Source organism: Streptomyces sp. NPDC059142, from assembly GCF_042755665.1.
Classification (GTDB): domain Bacteria; phylum Actinomycetota; class Actinomycetes; order Streptomycetales; family Streptomycetaceae; genus Streptomyces.
In genome coordinates this window covers 16,362-40,003 of record NZ_JBHZDA010000003.1, presented here as the reverse complement: position 1 = coordinate 40,003, position 23,642 = coordinate 16,362, and the positions used below count along the sequence as shown (strand labels likewise).

Here is a 23,642-nt window from a genome sequence, read left to right as displayed (position 1 = left end):
TGCGCGTGCGCGACCGGCCCCGCCATGGGTTGATGGAGACCGCGGGGCGGACCGGCCGCCCCGCCCGTCACCGGAGAGGGCGCGGATCCATGGCCAAGCAGAACGTGGCGGAACAGTTCGTCGACATCCTCGTCAGAGCGGGCGTCCAGCGGCTGTACGGAGTCGTCGGCGACAGCCTCAACCCCGTCGTCGACGCCATCCGCCGCACCCCCGCCATCGACTGGATCCAGGTCAGGCACGAGGAGACCGCCGCCTTCGCGGCCGGCGCCGAGGCCCAGATCACCGGGACGCTGGCCGCCTGCGCGGGCTCCTGCGGCCCCGGCAACCTGCACCTGATCAACGGCCTGTACGACGCGCACCGCTCCATGGCCCCCGTCCTCGCGCTCGCCTCCCACATCCCCTCCGCCGAGATCGGCCTCGGCTACTTCCAGGAGACCCACCCCGAACGGCTGTTCAACGAGTGCAGCCACTACAACGAGATGATCTCCAGCCCCCAGCAGATGCCCCGGCTGCTCCAGACGGCCGTCCAGCACGCCATCGGCCTGAGCGGCGTCAGCGTCGTCACCCTGCCCGGCGACATCGCCTCCTCGCCCGCCCCGGAGAAGGCGGTGGAGCACTCCCTCGTCACCTCCCGCCCGTCGGTACGCCCCGGTGACGCGGAGATCGAGAAGCTCGTCCGCCTGATCGACGAGGCGGACCGGGTCACCCTCTTCTGCGGCAGCGGTACGGCGGGGGCGCACGCCCAGGTGATGGAGTTCGCCGAGCGGATCAAGTCGCCCGTCGGCCACGCGCTGCGCGGCAAGGAGTGGATCCAGTACGACAACCCGTACGACGTCGGCATGAGCGGACTGCTCGGCTACGGGGCCGCCTACGAGGCCACCCACGGCTGCGATCTGCTGCTGCTCCTCGGCACGGACTTCCCGTACAACGCCTTCCTGCCCGACGACGTCAAGATCGCGCAGGTCGACATCAGGCCCGAGCGGCTGGGCCGCCGCTCCAAGCTGGACCTCGCCGTGTGGGGCGACGTCCGAGAGACGCTGACCTGTCTGACCCCGCGCGTCCGCGCCAAGACGGACCGCCGCTTCCTGGACAGGATGCTGAAGAAGCACGCCGACGCGCTGGAGGGCGTGGTCAGGGCGTACACCCGCAAGGTCGAGAAACACACGCCGATCCACCCCGAGTACGTCGCCTCCGTCCTGGACGAACTCGCCGACGAGGACGCCGTGTTCACCGTGGACACCGGGATGTGCAACGTCTGGGCGGCCCGCTACCTCACCCCCAACGGGCGCCGCCGGGTCATCGGCTCCTTCAGCCACGGCTCGATGGCCAACGCCCTGCCGCAGGCCATCGGCGCGCAGTTCACCGACCGGAACCGGCAGGTCGTCGCGATGTCCGGGGACGGCGGATTCACCATGCTGATGGGCGACTTCCTCACGCTCGTCCAGTACGACCTGCCGGTGAAGATCGTCCTGTTCAACAACTCGGCTCTCGGCATGGTGGAGTTGGAGATGCTGGTGGCCGGACTGCCCTCGTACGGCACGACCAACCACAACCCCGACTTCGCCGGGATCGCCCGCGCCGCCGGCGCCTACGGGGTACGGGTCGAGAAGCCCCGGCAGCTCGCGTCCGCCCTCAAGGACGCCTTCAAACACCGGGGTCCCGCGCTGGTGGACGTGGTCACCGACCCGAACGCGCTCTCCATCCCGCCGAGGATCAGCGCCGAGATGGTGACGGGCTTCGCCCTCTCCGCGAGCAAGATCGTGCTGGACGGCGGGGTCGGCCGTATGGTGCAGATGGCCCGCTCCAACCTGCGGAACGTACCCAGGCCCTGACCCCGCCGCCCACCGCCCCGGCGACCCGCGCCAACTCCGGTGCGGTTACGCCGGGGTGAGCCGCAGCGTCAGGATCTGGAACGGCCGCAGCCGCAGCCGCACCCCCTCCTCGCCCGGCTCCGCGTCGTGCAGCGGCCGTTCCAGCAGATCGGTCACGCGTGCCCCGCGCAGCGGGAACCCGACACGCAACGTGGCGTCGGCCCGGCCGCCCGCCGACTCGTAGAGCCGTACGATCACATCGCCGCTCCGGTCCTCGGCGAGCTTGACCGCCTCCACGGTCACCGCCGGGCTGTCGATGTCGACCAGCGGCGCCAGCTCCGGGGCCGCCGCCACCCGCAGCGGCAGATTGAGCGCCAGCCCCTCCTGCACACTCTCCTCCACCGTCGCGCCGGGCAGCAGCGCGTACCGGAAACGGTGCGTCCCCTGGTCCGTCTCCGGATCCGGGCTGTGCGGGGCGCGCAGCAGCGTCAGCCGTACGGTCGTCCCCAGGCCCTCCGGGTGGGGAGTGCGCGTCACATCGTGCCCGTACGTCGAGTCGTTGAGCACCGCGACCCCGTACCCCGGTTCGGCGACCCGCAGCCAGCGGTGGGCGCAGATCTCGAACCGGGCCGCGTCCCAGCCGGTGTTGTCGTGCGTGGCCCGGTGCACATGGCCGAACTGGATCTCGGCGGTGGACCGTTCGGCGTGCACATCGAGCGGGAACGTGGCCTTGAGGACCTTCTCCGACTCACGCCAGTCGATGTCCGTGACGACATCGATCCGGTTGCTGCCCGCCGTGAGCCGGATCTCCTGGGTGATCCGGGACGCCCCGAACGCCCGTACCACCCGCACCGCCGCCCGCAGCGGGCCCCGCTCCGTCACCTCGACGGACTCCGCCCCGACCAGATCCGTGTGCCGGTGCCGGTAGTGCCGGTCGATGTCCCAGGCGTCCCACTGGTTGGGGTGGTCGGGGTGGAGCTGGAGCAGATTGCCCCGGCCGCCGGGCGCCAGCACCTCGCGGCGCGCCACGAGATCCCGTACCGAGGAGAGCAGCCCGTCCGCGTCGACCACCACTTCCACCAACTGGTTCCTGAGCGTGACCGGCCCGCGACCGCCCCCGCCCTCCCCCGACACCGACACGGAGACCCCCGACCGGTCCAGCGCGCCGGTGAACGACCCGGACGCCAGCGACCGGGTGAACGCGGCGGCCAGCACCCGGCCGCCCGGCAGCGGCTGCGCGCGCACCGACGCCGGGACGTCCGCCGCCTGGAACTCGACCGGCTCACGGCGCGCGAACGGCGCCGCGTTGAGCACCGCGGGCCGGCCCCCGCCCAGCGCCGCCACCGCGTCCGCGACGATCCCCTCCAGCTCCTCCCGCACCGCCCGGTACGTCGCCCGCGCCTCCCGGTGCACCCAGGCGATCGACGAACCCGGCAGGATGTCGTGGAACTGGTGCAGCAGCACCGTCTTCCAGATCCGGTCCAGCGCCTCGTACGGATACGCGTACGGCCGCGCCCCGGGCGCGGGACGGCCACGCAGCGCCGCCGTCGTCGCCCACAACTCGGCCTCACGCAACAGGTGTTCACTGCGCCGGTTGCCCTGCTTGGTCTTGGCCTGGGTGGTGTACGTCGCCCGGTGCAGCTCCAGGTACAGCTCTCCCGACCAGACCGGCGCCCGCTCCCCGTACTCCTCGCGCGCCGCCGCGAAGAACGCCGCCGGGTGCTCGATCTCCACCCGGGGCGAGCCCTCCAGGGACTTCAGCCGGCGCGCCTTCTCCAGCATCTCCCGGGTGGGACCGCCCCCGCCGTCCCCCCAGCCGAACGGCACCAGGGAGCGCGACGCCCGGCCCTTCTCCGTGAAGTTCCGCTCCGCGTGGGCCAGTTCGGAGCCGTGGAACTGCGCGTTGTACGTGTCCACCGGCGGGAAGTGGGTGAAGACCCGGGTGCCGTCGATCCCCTCCCACCAGAAGGTGTGGTGGGGCATCCGGTTCGACTGGTTCCACGACAGCTTCTGCGTGAGGAACCACTTCACCCCCGCGAGCTTCGCCAACTGCGGGAAGGCCGCCGTGTATCCGAAGGAGTCCGGCAGCCAGATCTCCTCCGTCTCCACCCCCAGCTCCTCCTGGAAGAAACGCTTGCCGTGCACGATCTGCCGGGCCAGCGCCTCACCGCCCGGCATGTTGGCGTCGGACTCCACCCACATCGAACCCACCGGCGCCCAGGTGCCGTCCTTCACCGCCTGCTTGATACGCCGCCAGATGTGCGGCTGGTGATCCCGCACCCACGCGTACTGCTGCGCCTGCGAGCACGCGAAGACCAGCTCCGGATACTCCCCGGCGAGCGCCGTGACATTGGCGAACGTCCGCGACGCCTTGCGCACCGTCTCACGCAGCGGCCACAGCCACGCCGAGTCGATATGGGCGTGGCCCGCCGCCGAGACGCGGTGCGCGCTCGACGACGCCGGCCGCGACAGCGCGCCCGCCAGCTCCCGCCGCGCCCCGGCCGCCGTACTCGCCACGTCGTGCAGGTCCAGCGCGTCCAGGGCCGACTCCAGGGCGCGCAGGATCTCATGGCGCCGCGACCGGTCGGTGGGCAGCTCGGCCATCAGCTCCGAGAGCACCTCGATGTCCAGGACGAGATGCCACACCTCCTCGTCCAGCACGGCGAGTTCGGCCGAGGCGAACCGGTAGAGAGGGCGGTCGCCGGCCGTCAGCACGTCCCCGAGGAGCGTCGGCTCGAAGGAACGCAGCACCGCCGGGTTGGCCGCCGCCTCCAGCAGCAGATCCACGGACTCGCCGCCCACCGCCGGTGCGGCCACCGGGACATGCCGGTTGCGCGGATGGATGCCCTTGAGGGGCACGCCCGACGCGTCGTACACCAGCCCCTCGGCCTGGAACCCGGGCCCCTCACCGGTGAACCCGGGGTCGATCACCACCTCCACCCGGCTTCCCGCCCAGCCCTCCGGCACGGTGCCGGTCAGCCGGAACCAGCTCGTCGACCACGGCGAACCCCACTCCGTACCCGTGGCGAAGGGCTCGTACGTCCCGCGCAGCGCCCGCTCCACCGGCACCGGTTCCCCCGGGGCGTGCCAGACGGCGAGCGTCAGCGGCTGCCGCGCCGCGTACTGCGCGGGGCGGATGAACTGGCGGAGCGCGCGCTCCAGCCGCCCTTCCACGTGCGTGCGGTCGTCGTGCATCGGGGCTCCTCGCTCCTCGGGATCGCTCCCCCCAGGACTTCCCCGCGGCCGCCGTGCGCACCCACCCGGCCGTGGCGGACCGCTGCCGGGGCGCCGACAGGTGACGAACGCCATGAGTGGCCCATTCCGGCAAGGGGAATACACCTCTTGTACGCATGCGCCACGAGCCATTTCCGGCGGGGGCTTGAAGTGACGAGCGGGGGGACCGAGTGATGAGAGGGCTACGGCGCAGAGTGGGGGGCGCCGATCTGGCCGCCGTCCCCGAGGTGCGGCATGCCTTACGGGAGATGCTGGGCCACTGGCGGGAGCGGGACTCCGCCGAGGTGGCCGAGCTGCTGATGAGCGAGCTGGTGACGAACGCGCTGGTCCACACAGAGACGGGCGCGGTGGTGACGGCGACCGTCGCGGACTCGCGACTGCGCGTGGAGGTACGGGACTTCGTCGGCGCGCTGCCCGCGCCGCCCGAGCCGCACCGCCCGGTCCCCGACGACTCCACGCACGGCAGGGGGCTGGCGCTGGTCAGGAGTCTCGCGGACGACTGGGGGATAAGGGCGAGGCCGCTGGGGAAAGTCGTCTGGTTCGAGCTGGACGGTGAGGCGGCGTAGCCGGTGGTTCCCGAACGGAGGCCGCCCCGGCGGCCGGTGGAGGCGCGACGACGAAGGACCGGCGTGACGATGATCCGTCACGCCGGTCCGGGGAATGCCGCCGCACACGCCGGTGCGGGTGGTGCCTGTGGAGCTGGTCACACGGGTCGTGCTGGTGACGCGGATGGCGCTGTTCCACGTGGTGCGGTGCGGTGCGCCGATGGTCCGCCGAGCTGTCCGGACTCAGCCGAACTGACGCTCCATCTCCTTGAGCTTGCGCTCCAGGGAGTCGAGCCTCGGCAGCGCCTGGGTGTCGTCCTCGGCGGTGAGGTCCACCGTACGGGCCTCAGGACCCTTCGCGGGTTGAAGGGAGAGCCGGGAACGCTGGGGAAGCTGCGGCTGCTCCCCTATAGCAGGCTCCGCTGCGGCCTCGACGGCCGGCGGCGAACCCGACCCCGAAGTCGCCGAGGGAAGGGCGACCTGACGGCCGCCGCGCCCACGGCCCCAGGCGCGGTGCTGCCGGTTGAGCGCCTTGATCTGCGCCCGCTCCAGCTTCACCTGCTCGCGCCTGCGGAGACGGCCCTGCTCCTTCTGGCGCCGGTCCTCGCGCACCTCGTCGACGGCCTCGTCCAGCGTCCGCACGTTCTCCAGAAGCATCAGGGACCAGGCCGCGAAGGTCTCGCGCGGTGCCCGGAGCCACCGCACGATACGGATCTGCGGCAGCGGACGGGGGACGAGCCCCTGTTCGCGGAGCGCCGCCCGGCGGGTCTGCTTCAGCGCGCGGTCGAAGAGCACCGCGGCCGAGAGAGACATACCGGCGAAGAAGTGCGGAGCGCCCTCGTGGCCGAGGCCCGTGGGCGCGTGCACCCAGTTGAACCAGGCGGCGGCACCGGCGAACGTCCACACGAGCAGCCGCGACCCGAGGGCCGCGTCGCCGTGGCTGGCCTCGCGCACCGCGAGGACCGAGCAGAACATCGCCGCGCCGTCGAGACCGAACGGCACGAGATACTCCCAGCCGCCCGACAGACCCAGGTTCTCCTGGCCGAAGCCGACCAGACCCTTGAACGAGAGAGCCGCAGCCACGGCGGCACAGCAGAACAGCAGAGCATAGGAGGCCATCCCGTAGATGGCCTCCTTGCGCCTGCGGCGCTCCTCGCTGCGCTCCCACGAGTCCTCGACAGCCGGCTTCTCCCGGGAGCGCTTGCCACCGGCGAGAACCGCGACCGTCACCAGGGCCCCGACGACCAGCACGACGCCGGGAATCAGCCAGTTCAGCGATATGTCAGTCAGTCGCATGCGGTGTTCCTTGCATCGCAGTAGGGCGTTTGAATCGCCATTTTGGCGGAAGTGCGGTGCCCCTCAGAGGGTTTTGGGACAAGAGAACACCAACGGGGCGGTGTGGCACACAAATATGCACGATCGGCTAGAGCTGCCGTTCGGCAGGTGGCTGTCATGTTCGATTAATATCACTACTGAGGGTGGCGTGGAATCCACGGGTGACGGAGGGTCAGACGGTCGCGCTGAGCTTCCTGACCCGGTCGTCGTCGCAGGTACGCGGACAGGTGACGCAGGTGTCCTCGGGGCGCAACGTGTAGAAAAGGCAGCAACTCGCTCGGTCACGGGTCGGCAAAGATTCGCCCCCCGGACCCGTCAGCTCACGGAAGCCCGCGGCACCCACGTACGGCTTGGTCGCCCCCGGCAGCAGCAGCTCCAGCTCCGCCATCGCGCGCCGCTCCTCGCCGAGCAGATGCGCGACGTACCAGAGCCCCTCGACGATCTCGTCGGTCGCCATGCCCCACAGCGCCCGCCTGCCCCGCCGCATACGCGGGGCGAACCCCTCCAGGACGGGCCCGAGGTGCTCGGCCACGGCCGCCCGCACCTCGTCGCGCAGCGCCTCCTCGTCCGGTACGACACGGGCGCCGGGCAGTGACGCGGCGGGGTCGTCCGGCAGGCAGGCGAACTCGTGCACACGGACGGTCATCCGGCCCAGCGCCCGCTGGAACGAGACGGACCCGACCGGGATCCGCGGCACCCGGCGGTGCAGGAACCACGGCACGGTCATCAGCAGACAGGCCGGCCAGGCGTACCGGTGCAGCGCGAAGCTGGCGATCACATCGGGCCGGGCCCGCTGTCCGTAGTCGCGCAGCACCTGCGACTCGTCCCAGGCGAGAAACGTGTCCAGGGCGGGACCGCCGGCCGCCAGCTCGGCCGCGCCCACCCAGCCGCCGCCGACGGGCGGCTGCTCACTGTCGGTGAGCTGATGGATGCTCAGCGCGGGAAACACCTCGGTGAGACGGGCGTACGCGCCCGTCACGGGAGAGGGGAGGAGGCCGGGCAGGACGGCGGGGACGGTCATGCAGGGGACCACCGAATCGGGATCGTTTGCAGGTAAGCCTTACCTTACCCGATGTGATCGAGGTTTGAACTGCGCCCCGGTCGGCCTATCGTGCACAGGGAGGATCCGGCCCTCCCGCGAGCCGGGCTCACCGGAAGGCCGAGGAGGACCCGAGTGGAGCAGGGCAGAGCGCGTGAGGTCACCGCGCCGGTGACGCCCGCGCCCCGGGCCGCGCGGCCCGGGGCATCCGGCCCGTCCGGGGCGGCGGGGGCTCCCGGAGGGGCGCAGGGGGCGGCGTCCGGAGGCGTTCGGGTACCGGAGCAGGCGCGTACGGACGCGTGCGAGCCGGTACGTGGGGAGCACACGCACAGTGAGCGCCCCGAGCCCCCACGGGGACCGACCCGCACGGCGGACGGCTCCGGCAGTGTGGGCCGGACGGGTGGTTCCGGTCACTCCGTACGGCGCCACTCGGTGCGCGGCCAGATCCTCGCCGCGCTGCGGGACGCGCTCGTCGGCGGCGAGCTGGTGCCCGGCGAGGTCTACTCGGCTCCCGTGCTCGCGGAACGCTTCGGGGTCTCCGCGACCCCCGTACGCGAGGCCATGCAGCAACTCGCGCTGGAGGGTGCGGTGGAGACCGTACCGAACAGGGGGTTCCGGGTGACACTGCGCACACCCGGTGAGATCGCCGAGCTGACCGAGGTGCGCGCCCTGCTCGAAGTACCGGTGATGCTGCGGCTCGCCCGTACCGTCCCCGCCGAACGTTGGGCGGAGATCCGCCCGTTGGCGGAGGCGACGCACGCGTCCGCCGCCCTCGGTGACCGCGCGGCCTACGCCGAGTGCGACCGTGCCTTCCACCGCGCGGTGCTCTCCCTCGCCGGCAATCAGCACCTGGTCGCCATCGCCGACGACGTGCACCGGCGCTCGCAGTGGCCCCCGGCCGGAGCGCCGGCCGTACGCCGCGCCGACCTGATCGCGCACGCGGCGGAACACCTGGCGCTGCTGGAGGCGCTGGGCGCGGGCGATCTGCCCTTGGTGCAGTCGCTGGTACGCGCGCATTTCGCGGGGGAGCGGAACACCGCCTGAGCGGAATTACCGGTAATTCCCCGAGGGGCTGCCGGGCGCCGTGAAAAAAGTATTCCCTATATCCGTGATTTCCCGTCGGGGGCGAATGTCCTTTCCGTCTTTCCGGGGTGATCGCGTCCGGCGGCCCCGGACCGGGCGGCACCCCGGCAGGGCCCTGCGGGCAGGCAAATGTCCTATGACTTCCCAGGCCTGATGGGGCGTAATCCCAGATTTCCGCCCATTCGGATGTTTACGCCGTGGAGTCAAGTGAGAGCCGAGGGTAATGGAGCCCGGTGGATTTCTCAAGTCCGCCGGTCGGTGATCTTCAGCTCAAAAAAAGATCTTGTCAGCTCTGGAACAGGACGCACTGGCCGGTATTCAATTGTTTCAACCCTCTGTCCCTTGGTGTAAGGCGTTCATGCGGAGTAATTCATGACCATGCTGCCATTTCGTGACAAGGATCACCTCGAAGTGGCCCCGACCCGGGGCCACCTGCCGAAACAACGGAGGCGCAAGGTCCCTGCCCCCGAGCTGAGCGACGAACTGGCGTCCCTCCTCTTCGAAGGCGAGGACCAGGACCGGGTGCACGGGGCCTGGCGTGAACTGATCGCCACGAACGAATTTCGCCACCGCCCCCTGCTGTCGCCCGCGGAGCGGGTCGAACTCTCCTACTCCCGGCTGCGTCTGGTCAACGACGTCGCCGACGACGCCACGGAGCTGGCTCTCGACCCGCGCCGGCTCGCGGCGCTGCACGAGTGGATCGGGATCGTGGACGGCGGACTCTGCACCGTCGCGAGCATTCACTACAACCTGTTCCTGGGGAGCCTGCTCGACCAGCACGCCGGCGCCGGGGGACGTGAGGTGTCCGAGTTCACCTCGATGCGGCGCGTCGGGACGTTCCTCTGTACCGAGCTGGATCACGGCAACGACGCCTCCGCGCTCCGGACCACCGCCGAACTCGACCGGGAGACGGGGGAGTTCATTCTGCACACCCCCACGCCCGGCGCCCAGAAGTTCATGCCCAACACCAGCCTGGCGGGCGGCCCCAAGAGCGCGGTGGTGGCGGCGCGGCTGCTGATCGACGGGGTGGACGAGGGCTGCTTCCTCTTCCTCACCCCGCTGAGCGACGGCGAGACCCATCTGCCCGGGGTCCATGTCAGGCGGCTGCCCGACCGTACCGGCACCCCGGTCGACCACTGCCTGACCTCCTTCGACCGGGTGCGGCTGCCGCGTGAGGCGCTGCTCGAAGCGGAGCACGGGCGGCTGGACCAGGACGGCACCCTCCACAGCGACCTGGGAAGCGCGAGGAAACGTTTCCTGCACGCGATCGCCCGGGTCACCAGCGGCAAGCTCTGCATGAGCGCCGGCACCCTGGGGATGTCCCGGGCCGCGCTGGCCATCGCCGTACGGCACTCCCACTCGCGGCACATCAGCGGTCCCAAGCTCGGCGAACGGGTCCCCCTGGTCGCGCACCGCAGCCACTCCAGCAGGCTGCTGGACGCGACGGCGACCGCGTACGCCATGACCTTCCTCCACCGGGAAGTGGTCGCCGAGTGGGTCGGTCACACAGCGGAGAACCGGGCCGAGGCCGAGCGCCTGGTCGCCGTCGCGAAGGGCTGGATCACCTGGCAGGCGCGGGCGATAGCCATCGAGTCCAGGGAGCGCTGCGGGGCGCAGGGGCTGTTCCCGGTCAACGGGATATCGGACCTGCCGTTGAACATCGAGGGCGGCATCACCGCGGAGGGCGACAACCTTGTCATCTGGGTGAAGGCCGGCTCCGAGATGGTCTTCGGCCATCAGCCGGAGAGACGCCACCCGTCCGGCGTGCCGCTCGCGGAGCGGTCGTTGACCGAGCTGTCGTTCCTGCGCGACCTCCTCGTGGAGGTGGAGTCCGCCGCCCAGACCAGGGCACGGATCGCGCTGCGCCAGGGGCCCGCGGGCGACCCGCTCGGCCGCTGGAACGTGGCGTCCACCCCCGCGCTGGAAATGGTCTCGGCGTACGCCTGCCGCCGGGCCGCCGACGCGTTCGTCGACGCCGCGGCCCGGACGGCCGATCCGATGGCGCAGACGCTCATCAAGGATCTGTGCAGACTGTTCATGCTCCGTCAACTCGCGGCGCACAAGGGCGAGTTGCTTGCCGAGGGTCTGATGACCGCCGACCACGTCCGGGCGTTCCCCGATGTCATGGGTGACATCGTCGCCGGGCTCGCGCCTCATCTGCTGACTCTGGTGAAGGGCTTCGACCTGCCCGACGAGTTCATCGCCGCCGTTCCGATCGCCAGTGGCGGCCGGATCGGCGACGAGGAGGACGCGTGGTCGACCTGGGACCTGCGCTCGTCGAGCAGCCCGGAGCCCGCGGTGCGCTGACGGTCCGCCGCGTGGGCGGCCCGCCGCGCGGTAACGCTCCGATCATCCCTTCCACCAGGTCAGGAAGCCACTCCAGAACTTCCCCTTCTGCGCGGCGGGCGACTCCTCCGCCCGGTGGCTCCCGACGGTGCGGGCCGCCGACACGTAGGAGGCGGTGGCCCGCTCCTGGGTGCGGGCCGGGGTGAACCGGGCGGGCAGCGCGCTGAGCGCCCGGTGGAAGGGGCCGGGCCGGTAGACCAGGTCCTCCGGAAGCACCGATATCTCGATGTCCGGCAGGTCGTTGAGCAGCCTCTCGATGGCCCGTACGGCGATGACCATCGCGGGGTCCTTGGCCGGGCAGGCGTGCGGGCCCGCGCCCCAGGCGAGATGGGCGCGCTTGCTGAGCGTCTGCCGGCCGGTGGAGAGGTTCGGGTCGGTGTTGGCCGCGGCGAAGCTGATGAGGACCGGGTCCCCGGTGTCCAGCTTGCTTCCCGAAAGGTCGACGTCCTGCACGGGGAAGTGCGTGGCGTAGTTGGCGATCGGCGGGCTGTTCCACAGGACGTCGTTGATGGCGTCCTCGACCAGGAGCCCTCCGGAGTGCGGACCCTCGCTCTGGCCGCCCTGGGTGAGCAGGACGCGCAGGGAGTTCCCGATCAGGTTGGACATCGGCTCGAAAGCGGCCCCGATGAGCTGGATGATCTGGGGGATCATCTCCTCGTCCGACAGGTTCGCCGAGTGCTGCATCAGGTAGGTGATGATGTCGTCGCCGGGCTGGGTCCGCTTCAGCGCGACCAGCTCGATCAGCGCCTCGATCAGGACCTCGTTCGCCTTCTGCGCGTCGACCCCGTCGAAGATGCCGGAGATGCCGAAGGCGACGCGGTCGCCCAGCTCCCCCGGGCAGCCGAAGAGATCGTTGAAGACGAGCAGCGGGATGAGCTGGGAGTAGTCGGCGATCAGGTCGACCTTGCCCCGCCCGCTGAACTGGCTGATCAGATAGGTGGCGGTGCGCTCCACCATCCGCGTCAGCCGGTGCGTGTCGACCTTCGCCAGACTGTCCGTCACGGCCTGACGGAGCCGCAGATGCCGGGCGCCGTCCTCGAACAGCGGGCCGGGACGGTACGCCATCATGGGCAGCACCGGGCTGTCCGCCGGAATCCGGCCCTCGTTGAGCGCGCGCCAGCGCCGCGAGTCACGGATGAAGGTGTCGGGGTTCTGGAGCACGTGGAGCGCGGCGGCGTAGTCCGTGATGAGCGACGCGTTCACGCCCGGGGCCAGCTCGACGGGTGCGGCGGGACCGAAGTGCCGCATGTAGTCGTAGAAGGCGTTCGGGTTCCTGGCGAACTCCTGTGTGTACAGAGGGATCCCCTGCCCGCTGTTGTGCGCCGGGCAGCCCGGTGGCGGGGAGGGGAAATCCGAAGGAGATTGCATCTGCCGAACTCCTAGTTGAGGCGTGACTGAAGGTAACGGACGAGAGAGATGAGAGCGTTCGCCGAGGAACGCTGGTCCCGCGCGTCACAGTTGACGAGAGGCGTCTCGGGGAGCAGGTCGAGCGCTTCCCGTATCTCCTGGTCCTCGTGGTTCGGCCGGTCGTCGAATCGGTTCACGGCGATCGCGTACGGGATGCCGTAGTGCTCGACGAGGTCCATCACGGGGAAGGACTCCTCCAGCCGCTCCGGGTCGACCAGGACCAGGGCCCCGAGCGCACCCCGGGTCATGTCCTCCCACACCTGGACGAAGCGCTGCTGTCCCGGTGTGCCGAACAGGTAGAGGACCAGCCGGTCGCTGAGCGTGAGGCGGCCGAAGTCCATGGCCACCGTCGTGGTGGTCTTGCCCGGAGTGCCCTTGAGGTCGTCGATCCCCTCTCCCGCCTGGGTCATCACCTCTTCGGTGCGCAGCGGGGGGATCTCGGACATGGTCCCGATGAATGTCGTCTTGCCGACGGCGAAATGGCCGACCACAAGAATCTTCGCCGCGGTCTGCACCGACTCACGTAGATAGACGCCGTCATCCAAAACGGGCTTGAAGGCCATTCAGCACCTCCTCGAGTATGTGCCGCTCGACCAGCTTCGCGGCGGGTATGGGGGCACGCGTGACGAGGTACCCCTCCTGCGTGAGATCGGACAGCAGGATTTTCACGACCCCGACGGGAAACTGGGTGTGTCCGACTATCTCGGCGACCGAGAGATGGCCGCCCGAGCACAACTCCAGAAGACCGCGCTTCTCAGGATCGAGATGTCCCGCTCTGGGAGCGTCCTGAGCCGTCGTGACCAGGGTGATCAGTGAGAACTCGTGGTCATCGAGCAGGCTGCGGCCGTTGGTGATGACGTACGGACGTACTAATTGCGGGGCTACTGGTTCCTGATCCGGCTCTTCTGGTGTGGTCATGCTTTCGTGTCAGCAATCTCGCGAGGGGGACTGGTCAGGGCTTTGCCGAGCTGGCCGACGAGCTGTTGCATACGGAAGGTGATCTCGGCCATGTCCACCTCCGGTGTGGCCGAGACGCCGAGGTAGGCACCCTCGCCGGCCGAGATGAGGAACACCCAGCCGTGATCGAATTCGACCAGCGTCTGCCGCCACTGGGCGCGGTTGTTCGGAGGAGAACCGCAGAAGTCGGCCAAGGTGCGGCTCAACGACTGCATGCCGCTCATCGCGGCGGCAACGGTGTCGGCGTGGTCCTTGCCGACTTCCTTGGACCGGGCCATGAGGAGACCGTCGGCGGAGACGAGAATCGCGTGACGCGCTTCGGGCACTTCCAGAGCACTGTCAAGCATCCATGACAGATCGTAATTCACTGATTCTCATGCCCTTCACTGCTTGAGTTGTTGAAACGACGGCCTGATTGCGTTCCCCGCTGGAACGCGCCCATCACGGAAGCGGCCTGCTCGTGGTCGCGAGCCGGTGCCTCCGTGCTGTCGGCGGTCGGTACGATCGAGATCGCGCCCCGGCGACGGCGTTTGGGGAGACCGCCGAAGGTGGTCGAGGGGGCCGCCGGAGTCTCCTCTTCGGGCGGCATCGAAGAGGACGCGGCCACGGGGAACTCCTTGGGCTCGACGCGCGCGGGCGGGGGCGTGGGCCTGGCCTCGGGCTCCGGCATGGCGGTGAGCAGCTCCTCGGGCAGGAGTACGACCGCGCGCACCCCACCGTAGGGAGAGGCGGAATCCACGGACACGGTGAAGCCGTACCGGGCGGCGAGCACGCCGATCACGGTGAAACCGAACTGCGGCGGATTACCGAGACCGGAGACACCGGGCGAACGCTCGCTCGAAAGGAGCTTGGCGGCCCTGCTCTTCTCCTCCTCGTTCATACCGACACCGGCGTCGTCGACGATGATGCAGACGCCCTTGGGCACCGGCCGGATGTTGATCTCGATGATCGTTTCCGGCGCGGAGTAACTGGTGGCGTTGTCGAGGAGTTCGGCGAGGGTCAGCGCCACGGGCTCCACGGCCCGGCTGACAATGGCGAAATTGCTCTGGGTCCGGATCTCCACACGGGTGAAATGCCGGATGCGGCCCTTGGCGCTGCGCACCACGTCGTACAGCGACGCGGCGGCACGCTGCCGGCCCAGCCATCCGTCGCAGAGAACGGCGATGGACTGCGCGCGCCGTGCGAACTGCGAGTTCATGTGGTCGATGTCGAGGAGGTCCTGGAGAATCTGGAGTTCTCCGTACTTCTCCTGGAGCTTCGTGATCGCGAGCTGCTGTTCGCTCGCGAGACCCTGAAGCGTTCGCATCGCCGACTTCAGCGCGGTCTTGGTGTCTTCTTCCGCCCTGTCCTTGGCCTCTTCGACGGCCTCGGCGTAGTGCTCCTCAAGATTGGCGTAGTGCGCCTTGAGTTCCTGTTTCTCCTTTCTCAGCTCGGCAATCGACCTTCTGCCGCGAATGATCGCGGTCGCTGCGACAGGTGTACCGGCGATCAAACCCCAAATCGCAGGATCCTGGAAGTATTGCGTCATAAGGCTCTCTTCGGGCGAGTGGGCCACCGGGTGCTGAATGTCTGGAGTGTGCGTCGAAATGGGCTCGCGGTCACAGACAGACGGAATAGGCCGCGCACGCTCGCCTGCCGGACTGCCTCGAAAGGCCCGGCTAATGGCATAGTTCTCCCCGGGACGGCGGATTTCTGGGCCGATGCGCTGACTTTCCTGTATGCCATAGCTGGTTTAGCGCCACTTGGCAAGCTTGGCGATCTTATCACCACGGCATGTGCCTCCGGCCAGGTCGTTCTGGTCCGTTTCTGGCATCTGACGGTAATTCAGCAGCGTTTCCCTTTTGGGGGCGTTGGGCATCGTTACGCGCGCGTCGTGAGCCCCTCCCGCGCGGGTGAATCGCCTGCTCTTACGGTGACATATCCCTTCTGTTCCGGGAGCGGTCATGTGCCGGAGGCACATTCGTGACGGCCCGGTGTCGAGGACGTGGGGAGGTCGTGCGGATGCGTGTGGGTGTGTGTGGCGGAGGTGTCGTCAGGGCCTCCCGTCCATATCCGGCCGGGGCACATGAGCCCAGCCGGACCCGTACGAAAGGCCCTAAGGTGCGGGAATGGGCGACACGTACAGAGATCCCGGGACACCCGACCGGCGGGGCCCCGCACGCTACTTGTGGTGGCTGGCGACCAGTCAGCGGGGCCGGGTGGCGGCCGGGGCGTTCTGGGGCAGCGTCTGGATGGTCGGGCTGACCCTCTCGCCGTACCTGCTCTCCCGCGCCATCGACGACGGTCTCGAACCGGGCGACCGGCGCGCGCTGTGGGGCTGGTCCGGTGCGCTGCTCGCGGTCGGGGTGGCCAACGCGCTGGTGGGCATGGCGCGCCACCGCACCATGACCCGGGTCCGGATGGACGCCACCTTCCGCACCGTGCGCGTCGTGGTCCGCCAGGCGACCCGGCTCAGCGCGGCGCTGCCCCACCGGGTCACGGCCGGGGAGGTCGTCACGATCGGCATCTCCGACGTCGTCGCGATGAGCCTGTGCCTGACCGCGACCGGCCCCGGCGTCGGCGCGGTCCTCTCCTACGTCGTGATCGCCGCACTCCTGATGTCCGTGTCCCCCGTCCTCGCCGCCGTCGTCCTGCTCGGCGTACCGCTGCTCGCCGTCGCGGTCGGCCCGCTGCTGGGACGGTTGCAGGGGGCGGAGAGCGCCTACCGCGAGCGGCAGGGCGCGCTGGCCGCGCGCTTCACCGACATCGTCGGCGGGCTGCGCGTGCTCGGCGGACTCGGCGGCAAGGACGTGTACGCGGCGCGCTACCGCCACGACTCCGCCCGGCTCACGGACGAGGGATACCGGGTCGGTGCGGTGACGAGCTGGATCTCCGCCTTCGGCCTCGGACTGCCGGTGATCTTCCTGGCCGCCGTGGTCTGGCTGGCCGCGCGGCTCGCCGCCCGGGGCGAGATCTCCCTCGGCGAACTCGTCGCGGTGTACGGCTACACGGCCGTCCTCGTCGTCCCCGTGGGGTTCTTCGTCGAGGCCGGGTACGACCTGAGCCGCGGCCTGGTCTGCGCACGGCGGGTCGTACGGTTCCTGGACCTGGAGCCCGAACACACCGACACCGCCGCGACCGGGGACACCGGCGGGGCCCCGGAGCGCGCGCCCGCCGCGCCCGCCGCCCTGCGCGACCCTGCCTCCGGCGTCGAGGTGGCGCCCGGGAAACTCACCGTCCTGGTCGGCGCCCGCCCCGCGGACGCCGCCGAAGTCGCCGACCGGCTGGGCCGGTTCACCGCCTCCGACGCCACCTGGGGCGGGGTACGGCTCGACCGGATCCCGCTCCGCGAGGTCCGCGACCGCGTCCTCGTCGCCGACAACGAGGCCGACCTCTTCGCGGGCACCCTGCGCGACGCCGTCGAAGGCCGCTGGAACCACGGGGACGAGGCCGTCGAGGCCGCCGTCGCCGCCGCGGCGGCCCAGGACATCGTCCTCGGCCTGCCGGACGGACTCGGCTCCGGCCTCCTCGGCCGGGGCCGCAACCTCTCCGGCGGCCAGCGCCAGCGCGTCCGGCTGGCACGGGCGCTGCTCGCCGACCCCGAGGTCCTGATCGCCGTGGAACCCACCTCGGCCGTCGACGCCCACACCGAAGCCTCCCTCGCCGCCGGGGTACGCGCCACCCGCTCGGGCCGCACCACCCTGGTCATCAGCACCTCGCCGCTGATGCTGGAACACGCGGACACCGTCCACTACCTGGTCGACGGCCGCACGGAAGCGGTCGGCACCCACCGGGAACTCCTCGCGGGACACCCGGGCTACCGCGCCCTCGTGTCACGCGGCACGGACGACGAACCCGACCGTTACGAGGAGGCCGTGCGATGACGACGACCGGACACGGAACGGGCACGACGGGCGCGCTGCCGGTCGCCGCTCCCCGGCAGGTACGCCGCGCCGCGCTCGGGCTGCTGCGCCAGGACCGCCGCGCCTTCGCCGCGACGATCGGCCTCAACGCCCTCGCGGCGGCGGCCGGGCTCGCCGGGCCCTGGCTGCTCGGCCGTATCGTCAACGCGGTCAGGGCCGCGGACCCCGTGGCCACCGTCGACCGGTACGCGCTGATCCTCCTGGTGTGCGCGCTCGCCCAGCTCCTGCTGGCGCGCTACGCCCGCCTCGTCGGACACCGCTTCGGCGAGCGGACCTCGGCCCGGATCCGCGAACGGTTCGTCGACCGGGCGCTCGGACTGCCCGCCTCGGTGGTGGAGCGCGCGGGCACCGGCGATCTGACGGCCCGCGGCACCACCGACGTCACCCTCGTCGGCACCACCCTGCGCGACGCGGGCCCTGACGTCTTCATCGCCGGGCTCCAGGTCCTGTTCATCCTGGGCGCGGTCGTCGTCCTGGCCCCGCCGCTCGGCGCCTGCGCCCTGCTCGGCCTGGTCGGCATAGGGTGCGCCACCCGCTGGTACCTGCGGCGCGCGCGCACCGCGTACCTGGCCGAGGGCGAGGCCAACTCGGCCCTGGCGGAGATCCTCTCCGCGACCGCCGAGGGCGCGCGTACGGTCGAGGCGTTCGGCCTCCAGCGGCGCCGGCTCCACGCCTGCGAGGAGGCCGTCGGCCGGTGCGCGCGCACCCGGACCAGGACCCTGTTCCTGCGCAGCGTCCTCTTCCCGTCGGTCGACGCCTCGTACATCGTCCCCACCGTGGCCGTGCTGCTGGCCGGCGGCGCGCTGCACGACCGGGGCGTGGTGAGCCTGGGGGCCGTCGTCGCCTGCGCGCTGTACATGCGCCAGCTCGACCAGCCGCTCGACGTGATCCTGCGCTGGCTGGAGCAGATGCAGAGCAGCGGGGCGTCGTTCGCCCGGGTGGAGGGGCTGGGCGCGGCCCCGGGGGAGAAGGGGAGGAAGGGGGAGACCGAAGCGGGTGTGCCGCGGCCCCGGGTCCCGGCCGACGACCGGATCGAGGTCGCCGGGGTGCGGTACGCGTACGACGGCGGGCGCGATGTGCTGCGCGGGGTCGATCTGACCGTACGACCCGGTGAGCGGCTGGCCGTCGTCGGGCCGTCGGGCGCCGGCAAGTCCACCCTCGGCAGGCTGCTCGCGGGCATCGACACCCCCCGGGAGGGGTCGGTCACCGTGGGACGGGTGCCGATCGCCGCGCTCGGCCCCGAGGAGCTGCGCCGGCAGGTCGTCCTGGTCACCCAGGAACACCATGTCTTCCTCGACAGCGTCCGGGACAATCTGCTGATCGCCGCCCCCGCGGCCACGGACCAGGAGATCCGCGCGGCCCTCGCCGCCGTCGGCGCCGACTGGGTGGACGGACTCGACGACGGTCTGGACACCCGTCCCGGCCCGGGGGAGACCTTCCTCGACGGCGCGCGCGCCCAGCAACTGGCCCTGGCGCGGGTGGTGCTGGCCGATCCGCACACGCTGATCCTGGACGAGGCCACCGCGCTCCTCGACCCGGCGACCGCGCGCCACGCGGAACGCGCGCTGGCGGCGGTCCTCGAAGGCCGTACGGTCATCGCCATCGCCCACCGGCTCCAGACGGCGCGCGACGCGGACCGGGTGGCCGTGCTGGACGACGGCCGGCTCACCGAACTGGGCACGCATGACGAACTGGTGGCCCGGGGCGGCGCGTACGCGGCGCTGTGGCGCTCGTGGCACGGGGACCTCTCGCGGTAGCGGTGCGCGCGGCGCCCGCGTCCGGGCCGGTGGGACGACGACCGTCCAGGGGCGGGCGGGTCCGCTCAGACCGCCGGTGCCGGAGGCGAGGGGGCGAGCTGGTCCGCCAGCCAGGTGGGGACGCCGCCCAGGAGGCGGAAGAGGCGGCTCGCCTCGGCGCGCAGCCGGGTGGCCTCCGGTTCCGGCTCCGCGTCGGCGAGCGCCGCGAGAGCCGGGGCCGTACCCACCAGGTAGCCCAACTCCTCCCGGATACGGAGCGATTCCCCGAACCCGTGCCGTGCCTCGGCCAACTCGCCGTCCCGCAGGGCCAGTCCGGCGAGATGGCGCCAGGTGAAGGAGAGCAGCAGCGTCTGACCGTGCGCCGTCGCCGCGGCGTGCGCGCGCCGGTACGCGGCCCGCGCCGACTGCGGGGAGTCCGAGAGGTGTTCGGCCACCAGCCCGCGCCGGAAGTCGAGCAGCGCGCGCCCCGGAGCCGTCGGGTCCAGCAGTGCCGCCGCCCGCCCCAGGGCCGAGCGCGCCTCGTCGGCGCGGTCCCGCACCCCGAGCACGGTCGAGGCGTAGGCGAGATGGCCGCGCTCGCAGGCGGCGGCGCCCCGCTCACGGTCCTCGCGGGCCGTGGCCTCCGCCGCGCGCAGCGCGTCCTCGGCCTCCGGCCAGCCGCCACCGGTGAACAGGCAGCGCTCCACCAGCAGCGCGGCCCGCTGGAGCGCGGGCCCGGGGGAGTCGGCGTGAGGTGTCAGCAGGGCCGCCGCGTCGCTCCAGCAACCACGTGAGCGCAGCCGCCATACCGCGGTCTGGAGTGGGTCGTCACCAGCGGTGCTCGCGGAACCAGACATGGCGGTATACGCCACATTGCCCTCCCCTAGCGCGCCATTGTGCTGTTGAGTGTGGACGCATCTCAGCATGGATCAGCACGCCGGGCCAATAGGTCAGGTGAAAGAATTCACAATCACCCGGGCGCCGGTGGTGGCGGGGAAGGCGCCCGGCACAGGCCCGGGGACCCGGGTTCCGGTACGCCCCCACGGCCTCGCCCACCGGTGTGTACGGCTGCCACCTGGGGTGATCGCCCCGTTCCGCGGCGCGCCCCGGTGGCCGGGCGACGCGGCGGTACGGGCACCGTCCCCGCCGGGCCGGGCGGCGTAACGCTTCATGGCCGTTCAGGGTGACGGCGGTCAACCGGATGCGACAGCGGGCACCGTCCACCTGGCGCAGGGGGCACGGCACGGCCGCGCCTCAGGTCATGCGCAGCGCCAGGAAGAAGTCCAGCTTGTCCTCCAGGCGCGACAGGTCACGGCCCGTCAACTGTTCGATCCTGCCCACCCGGTACCGCAGCGTGTTCACATGCAGATGCAGCCGCGCCGCGCACCGTGTCCAGGAGCCGTCGCAGTCGAGGAACGCCTCCAGCGTGGCGATCAGCTCGGCCCGGTGACGGCGGTCGTAGTCGCGCAGCGGGTCCAGCAGCCGCGCGGTGAAGGCCCGGCGCACATCGTCGGGGACGAACGGCAGCAGCAGGACGTGCGAGGCCAGTTCGTGGTGGCCCGCGGCGCTGACCCGCCCCGGCCGGGCCGCCGCCACGCGCCGGGCGTGCCGGGCCTCCTCCAGGGCGCCCCGCAGCCCCTCGGCCGACTGCACCGCGGCGCTCACCCCGAGCGTCAGCCGGCCGTCGTCGCCGAGCCCGGCGTCGAGCGGGGCCCGTACGGCGGCCAGCAGCGTGTCCGCGTGCAGCCGGGGGTCCTCCACCGCCGAACCCGCTTCCGGACCGGACGCCTCCTGAGAAGCCGACTCTGCCCCTGCCTCTGTCCCCGCCACCGGCGCCGGTGACGGCGGACGCACGCCCTCCTCCGGCGTCGCCAGGGGCACCAGCGCGATCGCCTCGTCACCCATGTGGCCCACAGCGATACGGTCCGCCGAATCGGCCCCCGCCGGTCCGCCCCCGGGGCCCGCCGCGCCCACCAGGATCTCCTCCAGCAGCGACTGCGCCACGGCGGCGCCCGTCACCCCGTCCGCGCCGTCCGCGCCGTCCCGCGTCCACGCGATCCGCGCCACCACGACCTGCCAGTGCGGCGCCGTACCGCTCAGCCCCGGCAGCAGGACCGGCGCCGCCACCCGCAGCCGGGCGGCGATCTCCGCCGGGGCCGCGCCCGCCTGGACCAGTTCCAGGACCTCCTGGGCGAGCCGGCGCCGTACCGTACGGGCCGTGTCACGCCGTTCGCGCTCGACCGCGATGAGCTGGGTGACGCCCTGGAGCAGATCGAGCCGGGCCTCCGGCCAGTCGCCCGCGTCCGCCTCGACCGCGAGCAGCCAGTCGGCCAGCGCCGCGCCGCGCGTCGCCTCCTCGCCCCGGCCCTGGGGACGGACCGGGAAGAGGGAGTACGCCGTACCGTCGACGGCCGTGCGGTACGGACTCCTCAGGCCCGCGCGCACCGCGGAGAGATGGTCGCCGGCGAGCGCGGCGGCCCGCGCCGCGGGCAGCGGCGCGCCCGATCCCGCGATCTGCCGGCCGGTGGGGGAGAGCACCCAGGCGCGCAGGTCGAGGTCCGAGCCGAGGAGGTCGAGGACCACATCGGGGCCGCCGCCCGCCGGGCCCGAGGTCATCAGCCTGCGGTGCCGGTCGACGACCGCCGCCAGATCACCGGCGCGCTCCCCGGAGACCTGGCGGACCACATGCTCGGTGATGGTGGCGAACGCGACCTTCTCGTGCACCGCGAAGAGCGGCAGCCGGTGGCGGGCGCAGGCGGCCACCAGATCGGCGGGGATGTCGCCCAGCTCCGCCTCGCCCGCCGCGAGCCCGGCGACCCCGGCGCCCGCGAGGATACGGACGAAGGGCTCCGAGTCCTCGGGGGCCCGGCGCCAGGCGAGGCCGCTGAGGACCAGCTCGCCGCCCGAGAGATAGCGGCTCGGGTCGCGCAGGTCGGTGGTCATCACCCCGCGTACGGCCCGGTCCAGCTCGTCCTCGCCACCGAGCAGCCGCAGCCCCAGCGCGTCGGTCTCCAGCAGTGCGCGCAGCCGCATCGTGTCGCCGCCGATCTCTTTCCTCGTCCGCCGTCCAGGGCGCCGCTCCAGGAGCTGCCACCCCGACGGAAGTGTCCTACGTTTCGATGGGAAGACCTTTCGGTTACCGGTACCCCATCATTCGTTCGAATCTACAAGACTGAGTGGTGGACCAGCCAACTCCTTCATGGTTTCGGTGACTGCACCGGGTACGACGGCGGCTTGTGTACTGGTACGAGGCCACCAGGAGCTCCGGCCGTGCACACGCCGCCCCCGGCCCGGCGCCCCCGCCCCCGGCGACCACGATCGCGACGATCGGGAAGAGAGCCGCTCATGGACTTCCTTCGCCCCGGAAGCTGGGAGGAGGCGCTCGCCGCCAAGGCCGAGCACCCCGGCGCCGTCCCCATAGCGGGCGGCACGGACATCATGGTCGAGATCAACTTCGACCACCGGCGACCGGCCCAGCTCCTGGACCTGAACCGGATCGGCGAACTGCGCGACTGGGAGGTCGGCGCCGACGAGGTCGCGCTGGGAGCCTGTGTCCCGTACACCCACATCATGGAGCACCTGCGCGCCGAGCTGCCCGGTCTCGCGCTCGCCTCGCACACCGTCGCCTCCCCGCAGATACGCAACCGCGGCGGCGTCGGCGGCAACCTCGGCACCGCCTCCCCGGCGGGCGACGCGCACCCGGCGCTGCTGGCGGCGGGCGCCGAGGTGGAGGCGGAGTCCGTACGCGGCTCCCGGCGCATCCCGATCGACGCGTTCTACACCGGGGTGAAGCGCAACGCGCTCGCGCCCGACGAACTCATCCGGGCCGTCCACATCAGGAAGGCCGACGGTCCGCAGCAGTACTCGAAGGTCGGCACGCGCAACGCGATGGTCATCGCCGTCTGCGCCTTCGGGCTGGCGCTGCACCCGGACACCCGTACGGTCAGGACGGGCATCGGCTCGGCCGCGCCCACCCCGGTCAGGGCGCGTGACGCCGAACTGTTCCTGAACGCGGCGCTCGACGAGGGCGGCTTCTGGGAGAGCGGAAAGATCATCACACCGTCCGTGGTGCGTCAGTTCGCCGACCTCGCCGCGGCCGCCTGCAACCCCATCGACGACATCCGCGGCACCGCCTCCTACCGGCGGCGCGCGGTCGGCGTCCTGGCCCGCCGTCAGCTCGGCTGGGTCTGGGAACGCTACCGGGCCCGCGGCCACCGTTCCGGCGGACTCGAAGGAGCTGCGTGACC

17 protein-coding genes are annotated in these 23,642 nt (G+C 71.5%); 7 read left to right on the top strand and 10 right to left on the bottom strand.

All coding sequences use genetic code 11. The annotated features are described in order from the left end of the window. Positions 1–89 precede the first annotated feature (89 nt). The gene (locus ACFXPK_RS02435; protein ID WP_385070728.1) at positions 90–1,832 is read left to right on the top strand and encodes a pyruvate dehydrogenase; all 1,743 of its coding nucleotides are present in this window, start codon (positions 90–92) and stop codon (positions 1,830–1,832) included. A gap of 45 nt (positions 1,833–1,877) precedes the next feature. Here ACFXPK_RS02435 and ACFXPK_RS02430 read toward each other — a convergent pair whose 3' ends face one another. Further along, positions 1,878–5,006, bottom strand: a complete 3,129-nt coding sequence (locus ACFXPK_RS02430) for a glycoside hydrolase family 38 C-terminal domain-containing protein (protein WP_385070725.1) — start codon at positions 5,004–5,006, stop codon at positions 1,878–1,880. Positions 5,007–5,218: 212 nt separating this feature from the next. On the opposite strand from ACFXPK_RS02430, the gene ACFXPK_RS02425 reads away from it, so the two are divergent. After that, on the top strand, positions 5,219–5,611 hold the full coding sequence (locus ACFXPK_RS02425; RefSeq protein ID WP_384996679.1) for an ATP-binding protein: 393 nt from the start codon (positions 5,219–5,221) through the stop codon (positions 5,609–5,611). A 222-nt stretch (positions 5,612–5,833) separates the two neighbouring features. Here ACFXPK_RS02425 and ACFXPK_RS02420 read toward each other — a convergent pair whose 3' ends face one another. Both ACFXPK_RS02420 and ACFXPK_RS02415 read right to left on the bottom strand, forming a co-directional pair. Then, positions 5,834–6,886 carry a DUF2637 domain-containing protein gene (locus ACFXPK_RS02420; RefSeq protein WP_384996678.1) on the bottom strand — a complete coding sequence of 351 codons (1,053 nt, stop codon included), beginning with the start codon at positions 6,884–6,886 and terminating at the stop codon, positions 5,834–5,836. Between the two features lie 211 nt (positions 6,887–7,097). Continuing rightward, positions 7,098–7,946, bottom strand: a complete 849-nt coding sequence (locus ACFXPK_RS02415) for a (2Fe-2S)-binding protein (protein WP_385070721.1) — start codon at positions 7,944–7,946, stop codon at positions 7,098–7,100. Between the two features lie 153 nt (positions 7,947–8,099). Here ACFXPK_RS02415 and ACFXPK_RS02410 point away from each other — a divergent pair, with 153 nt between their 5' ends. Further along, positions 8,100–9,008, top strand: coding sequence for a GntR family transcriptional regulator (locus tag ACFXPK_RS02410; RefSeq protein WP_384996673.1), 909 nt, complete (start codon positions 8,100–8,102; stop codon positions 9,006–9,008). Between the two features lie 417 nt (positions 9,009–9,425). Continuing rightward, positions 9,426–11,354 carry an acyl-CoA dehydrogenase gene (locus ACFXPK_RS02405; RefSeq protein ID WP_385070718.1) on the top strand — a complete coding sequence of 643 codons (1,929 nt, stop codon included), beginning with the start codon at positions 9,426–9,428 and terminating at the stop codon, positions 11,352–11,354. Between the two features lie 42 nt (positions 11,355–11,396). Here ACFXPK_RS02405 and ACFXPK_RS02400 read toward each other — a convergent pair whose 3' ends face one another. From ACFXPK_RS02400 to ACFXPK_RS02380, 5 genes are read right to left on the bottom strand one after another with little or no spacing between them, the layout of a single operon-like run. After that, positions 11,397–12,761: a cytochrome P450 gene (locus tag ACFXPK_RS02400; RefSeq protein ID WP_384996667.1), complete on the bottom strand. Its 1,365-nt coding sequence runs from the start codon at positions 12,759–12,761 to the stop codon at positions 11,397–11,399. An 11-nt stretch (positions 12,762–12,772) separates the two neighbouring features. Continuing rightward, positions 12,773–13,363, bottom strand: coding sequence for an ATP/GTP-binding protein (locus tag ACFXPK_RS02395; RefSeq protein ID WP_384996665.1), 591 nt, complete (start codon positions 13,361–13,363; stop codon positions 12,773–12,775). After that, a complete protein-coding gene (locus ACFXPK_RS02390; protein WP_384996663.1) occupies positions 13,338–13,718 on the bottom strand; it encodes a DUF742 domain-containing protein in 381 nt (126 codons plus the stop codon). The genes ACFXPK_RS02395 and ACFXPK_RS02390 overlap by 26 nt, the downstream gene beginning before the upstream one ends. Further along, on the bottom strand, positions 13,715–14,125 hold the full coding sequence (locus tag ACFXPK_RS02385) for a roadblock/LC7 domain-containing protein (RefSeq protein WP_384996661.1): 411 nt from the start codon (positions 14,123–14,125) through the stop codon (positions 13,715–13,717). The genes ACFXPK_RS02390 and ACFXPK_RS02385 overlap by 4 nt, the downstream gene beginning before the upstream one ends. Beyond that, complete coding sequence (locus ACFXPK_RS02380; protein WP_384996658.1) at positions 14,122–15,285, bottom strand: ATP-binding protein; 1,164 nt, start codon at positions 15,283–15,285, stop codon at positions 14,122–14,124. The genes ACFXPK_RS02385 and ACFXPK_RS02380 overlap by 4 nt, the downstream gene beginning before the upstream one ends. Before the next feature lie 580 nt (positions 15,286–15,865). On the opposite strand from ACFXPK_RS02380, the gene ACFXPK_RS02375 reads away from it, so the two are divergent. Then, positions 15,866–17,620: an ABC transporter transmembrane domain-containing protein gene (locus ACFXPK_RS02375; RefSeq protein WP_385070713.1), complete on the top strand. Its 1,755-nt coding sequence runs from the start codon at positions 15,866–15,868 to the stop codon at positions 17,618–17,620. Further along, entirely contained in the window at positions 17,617–19,416 is a 1,800-nt protein-coding gene (locus ACFXPK_RS02370; protein WP_385070710.1) for an ABC transporter ATP-binding protein, read from the top strand. The genes ACFXPK_RS02375 and ACFXPK_RS02370 overlap by 4 nt, the downstream gene beginning before the upstream one ends. Positions 19,417–19,481: 65 nt before the next feature. Here the strand turns inward: ACFXPK_RS02370 and ACFXPK_RS02365 are convergent, their stop codons facing one another. Both ACFXPK_RS02365 and ACFXPK_RS02360 read right to left on the bottom strand, forming a co-directional pair. Next, positions 19,482–20,267 (bottom strand): hypothetical protein, encoded by a 786-nt coding sequence (locus tag ACFXPK_RS02365; protein ID WP_384996652.1) that lies wholly within the window; start codon positions 20,265–20,267, stop codon positions 19,482–19,484. 382 nt (positions 20,268–20,649) lie between these two features. After that, positions 20,650–22,428: a PucR family transcriptional regulator gene (locus ACFXPK_RS02360; RefSeq protein ID WP_384996650.1), complete on the bottom strand. Its 1,779-nt coding sequence runs from the start codon at positions 22,426–22,428 to the stop codon at positions 20,650–20,652. A gap of 312 nt (positions 22,429–22,740) precedes the next feature. On the opposite strand from ACFXPK_RS02360, the gene ACFXPK_RS02355 reads away from it, so the two are divergent. Then, complete coding sequence (locus tag ACFXPK_RS02355) at positions 22,741–23,640, top strand: FAD binding domain-containing protein (RefSeq protein WP_384996647.1); 900 nt, start codon at positions 22,741–22,743, stop codon at positions 23,638–23,640. Positions 23,641–23,642: the final 2 nt, after the last annotated feature.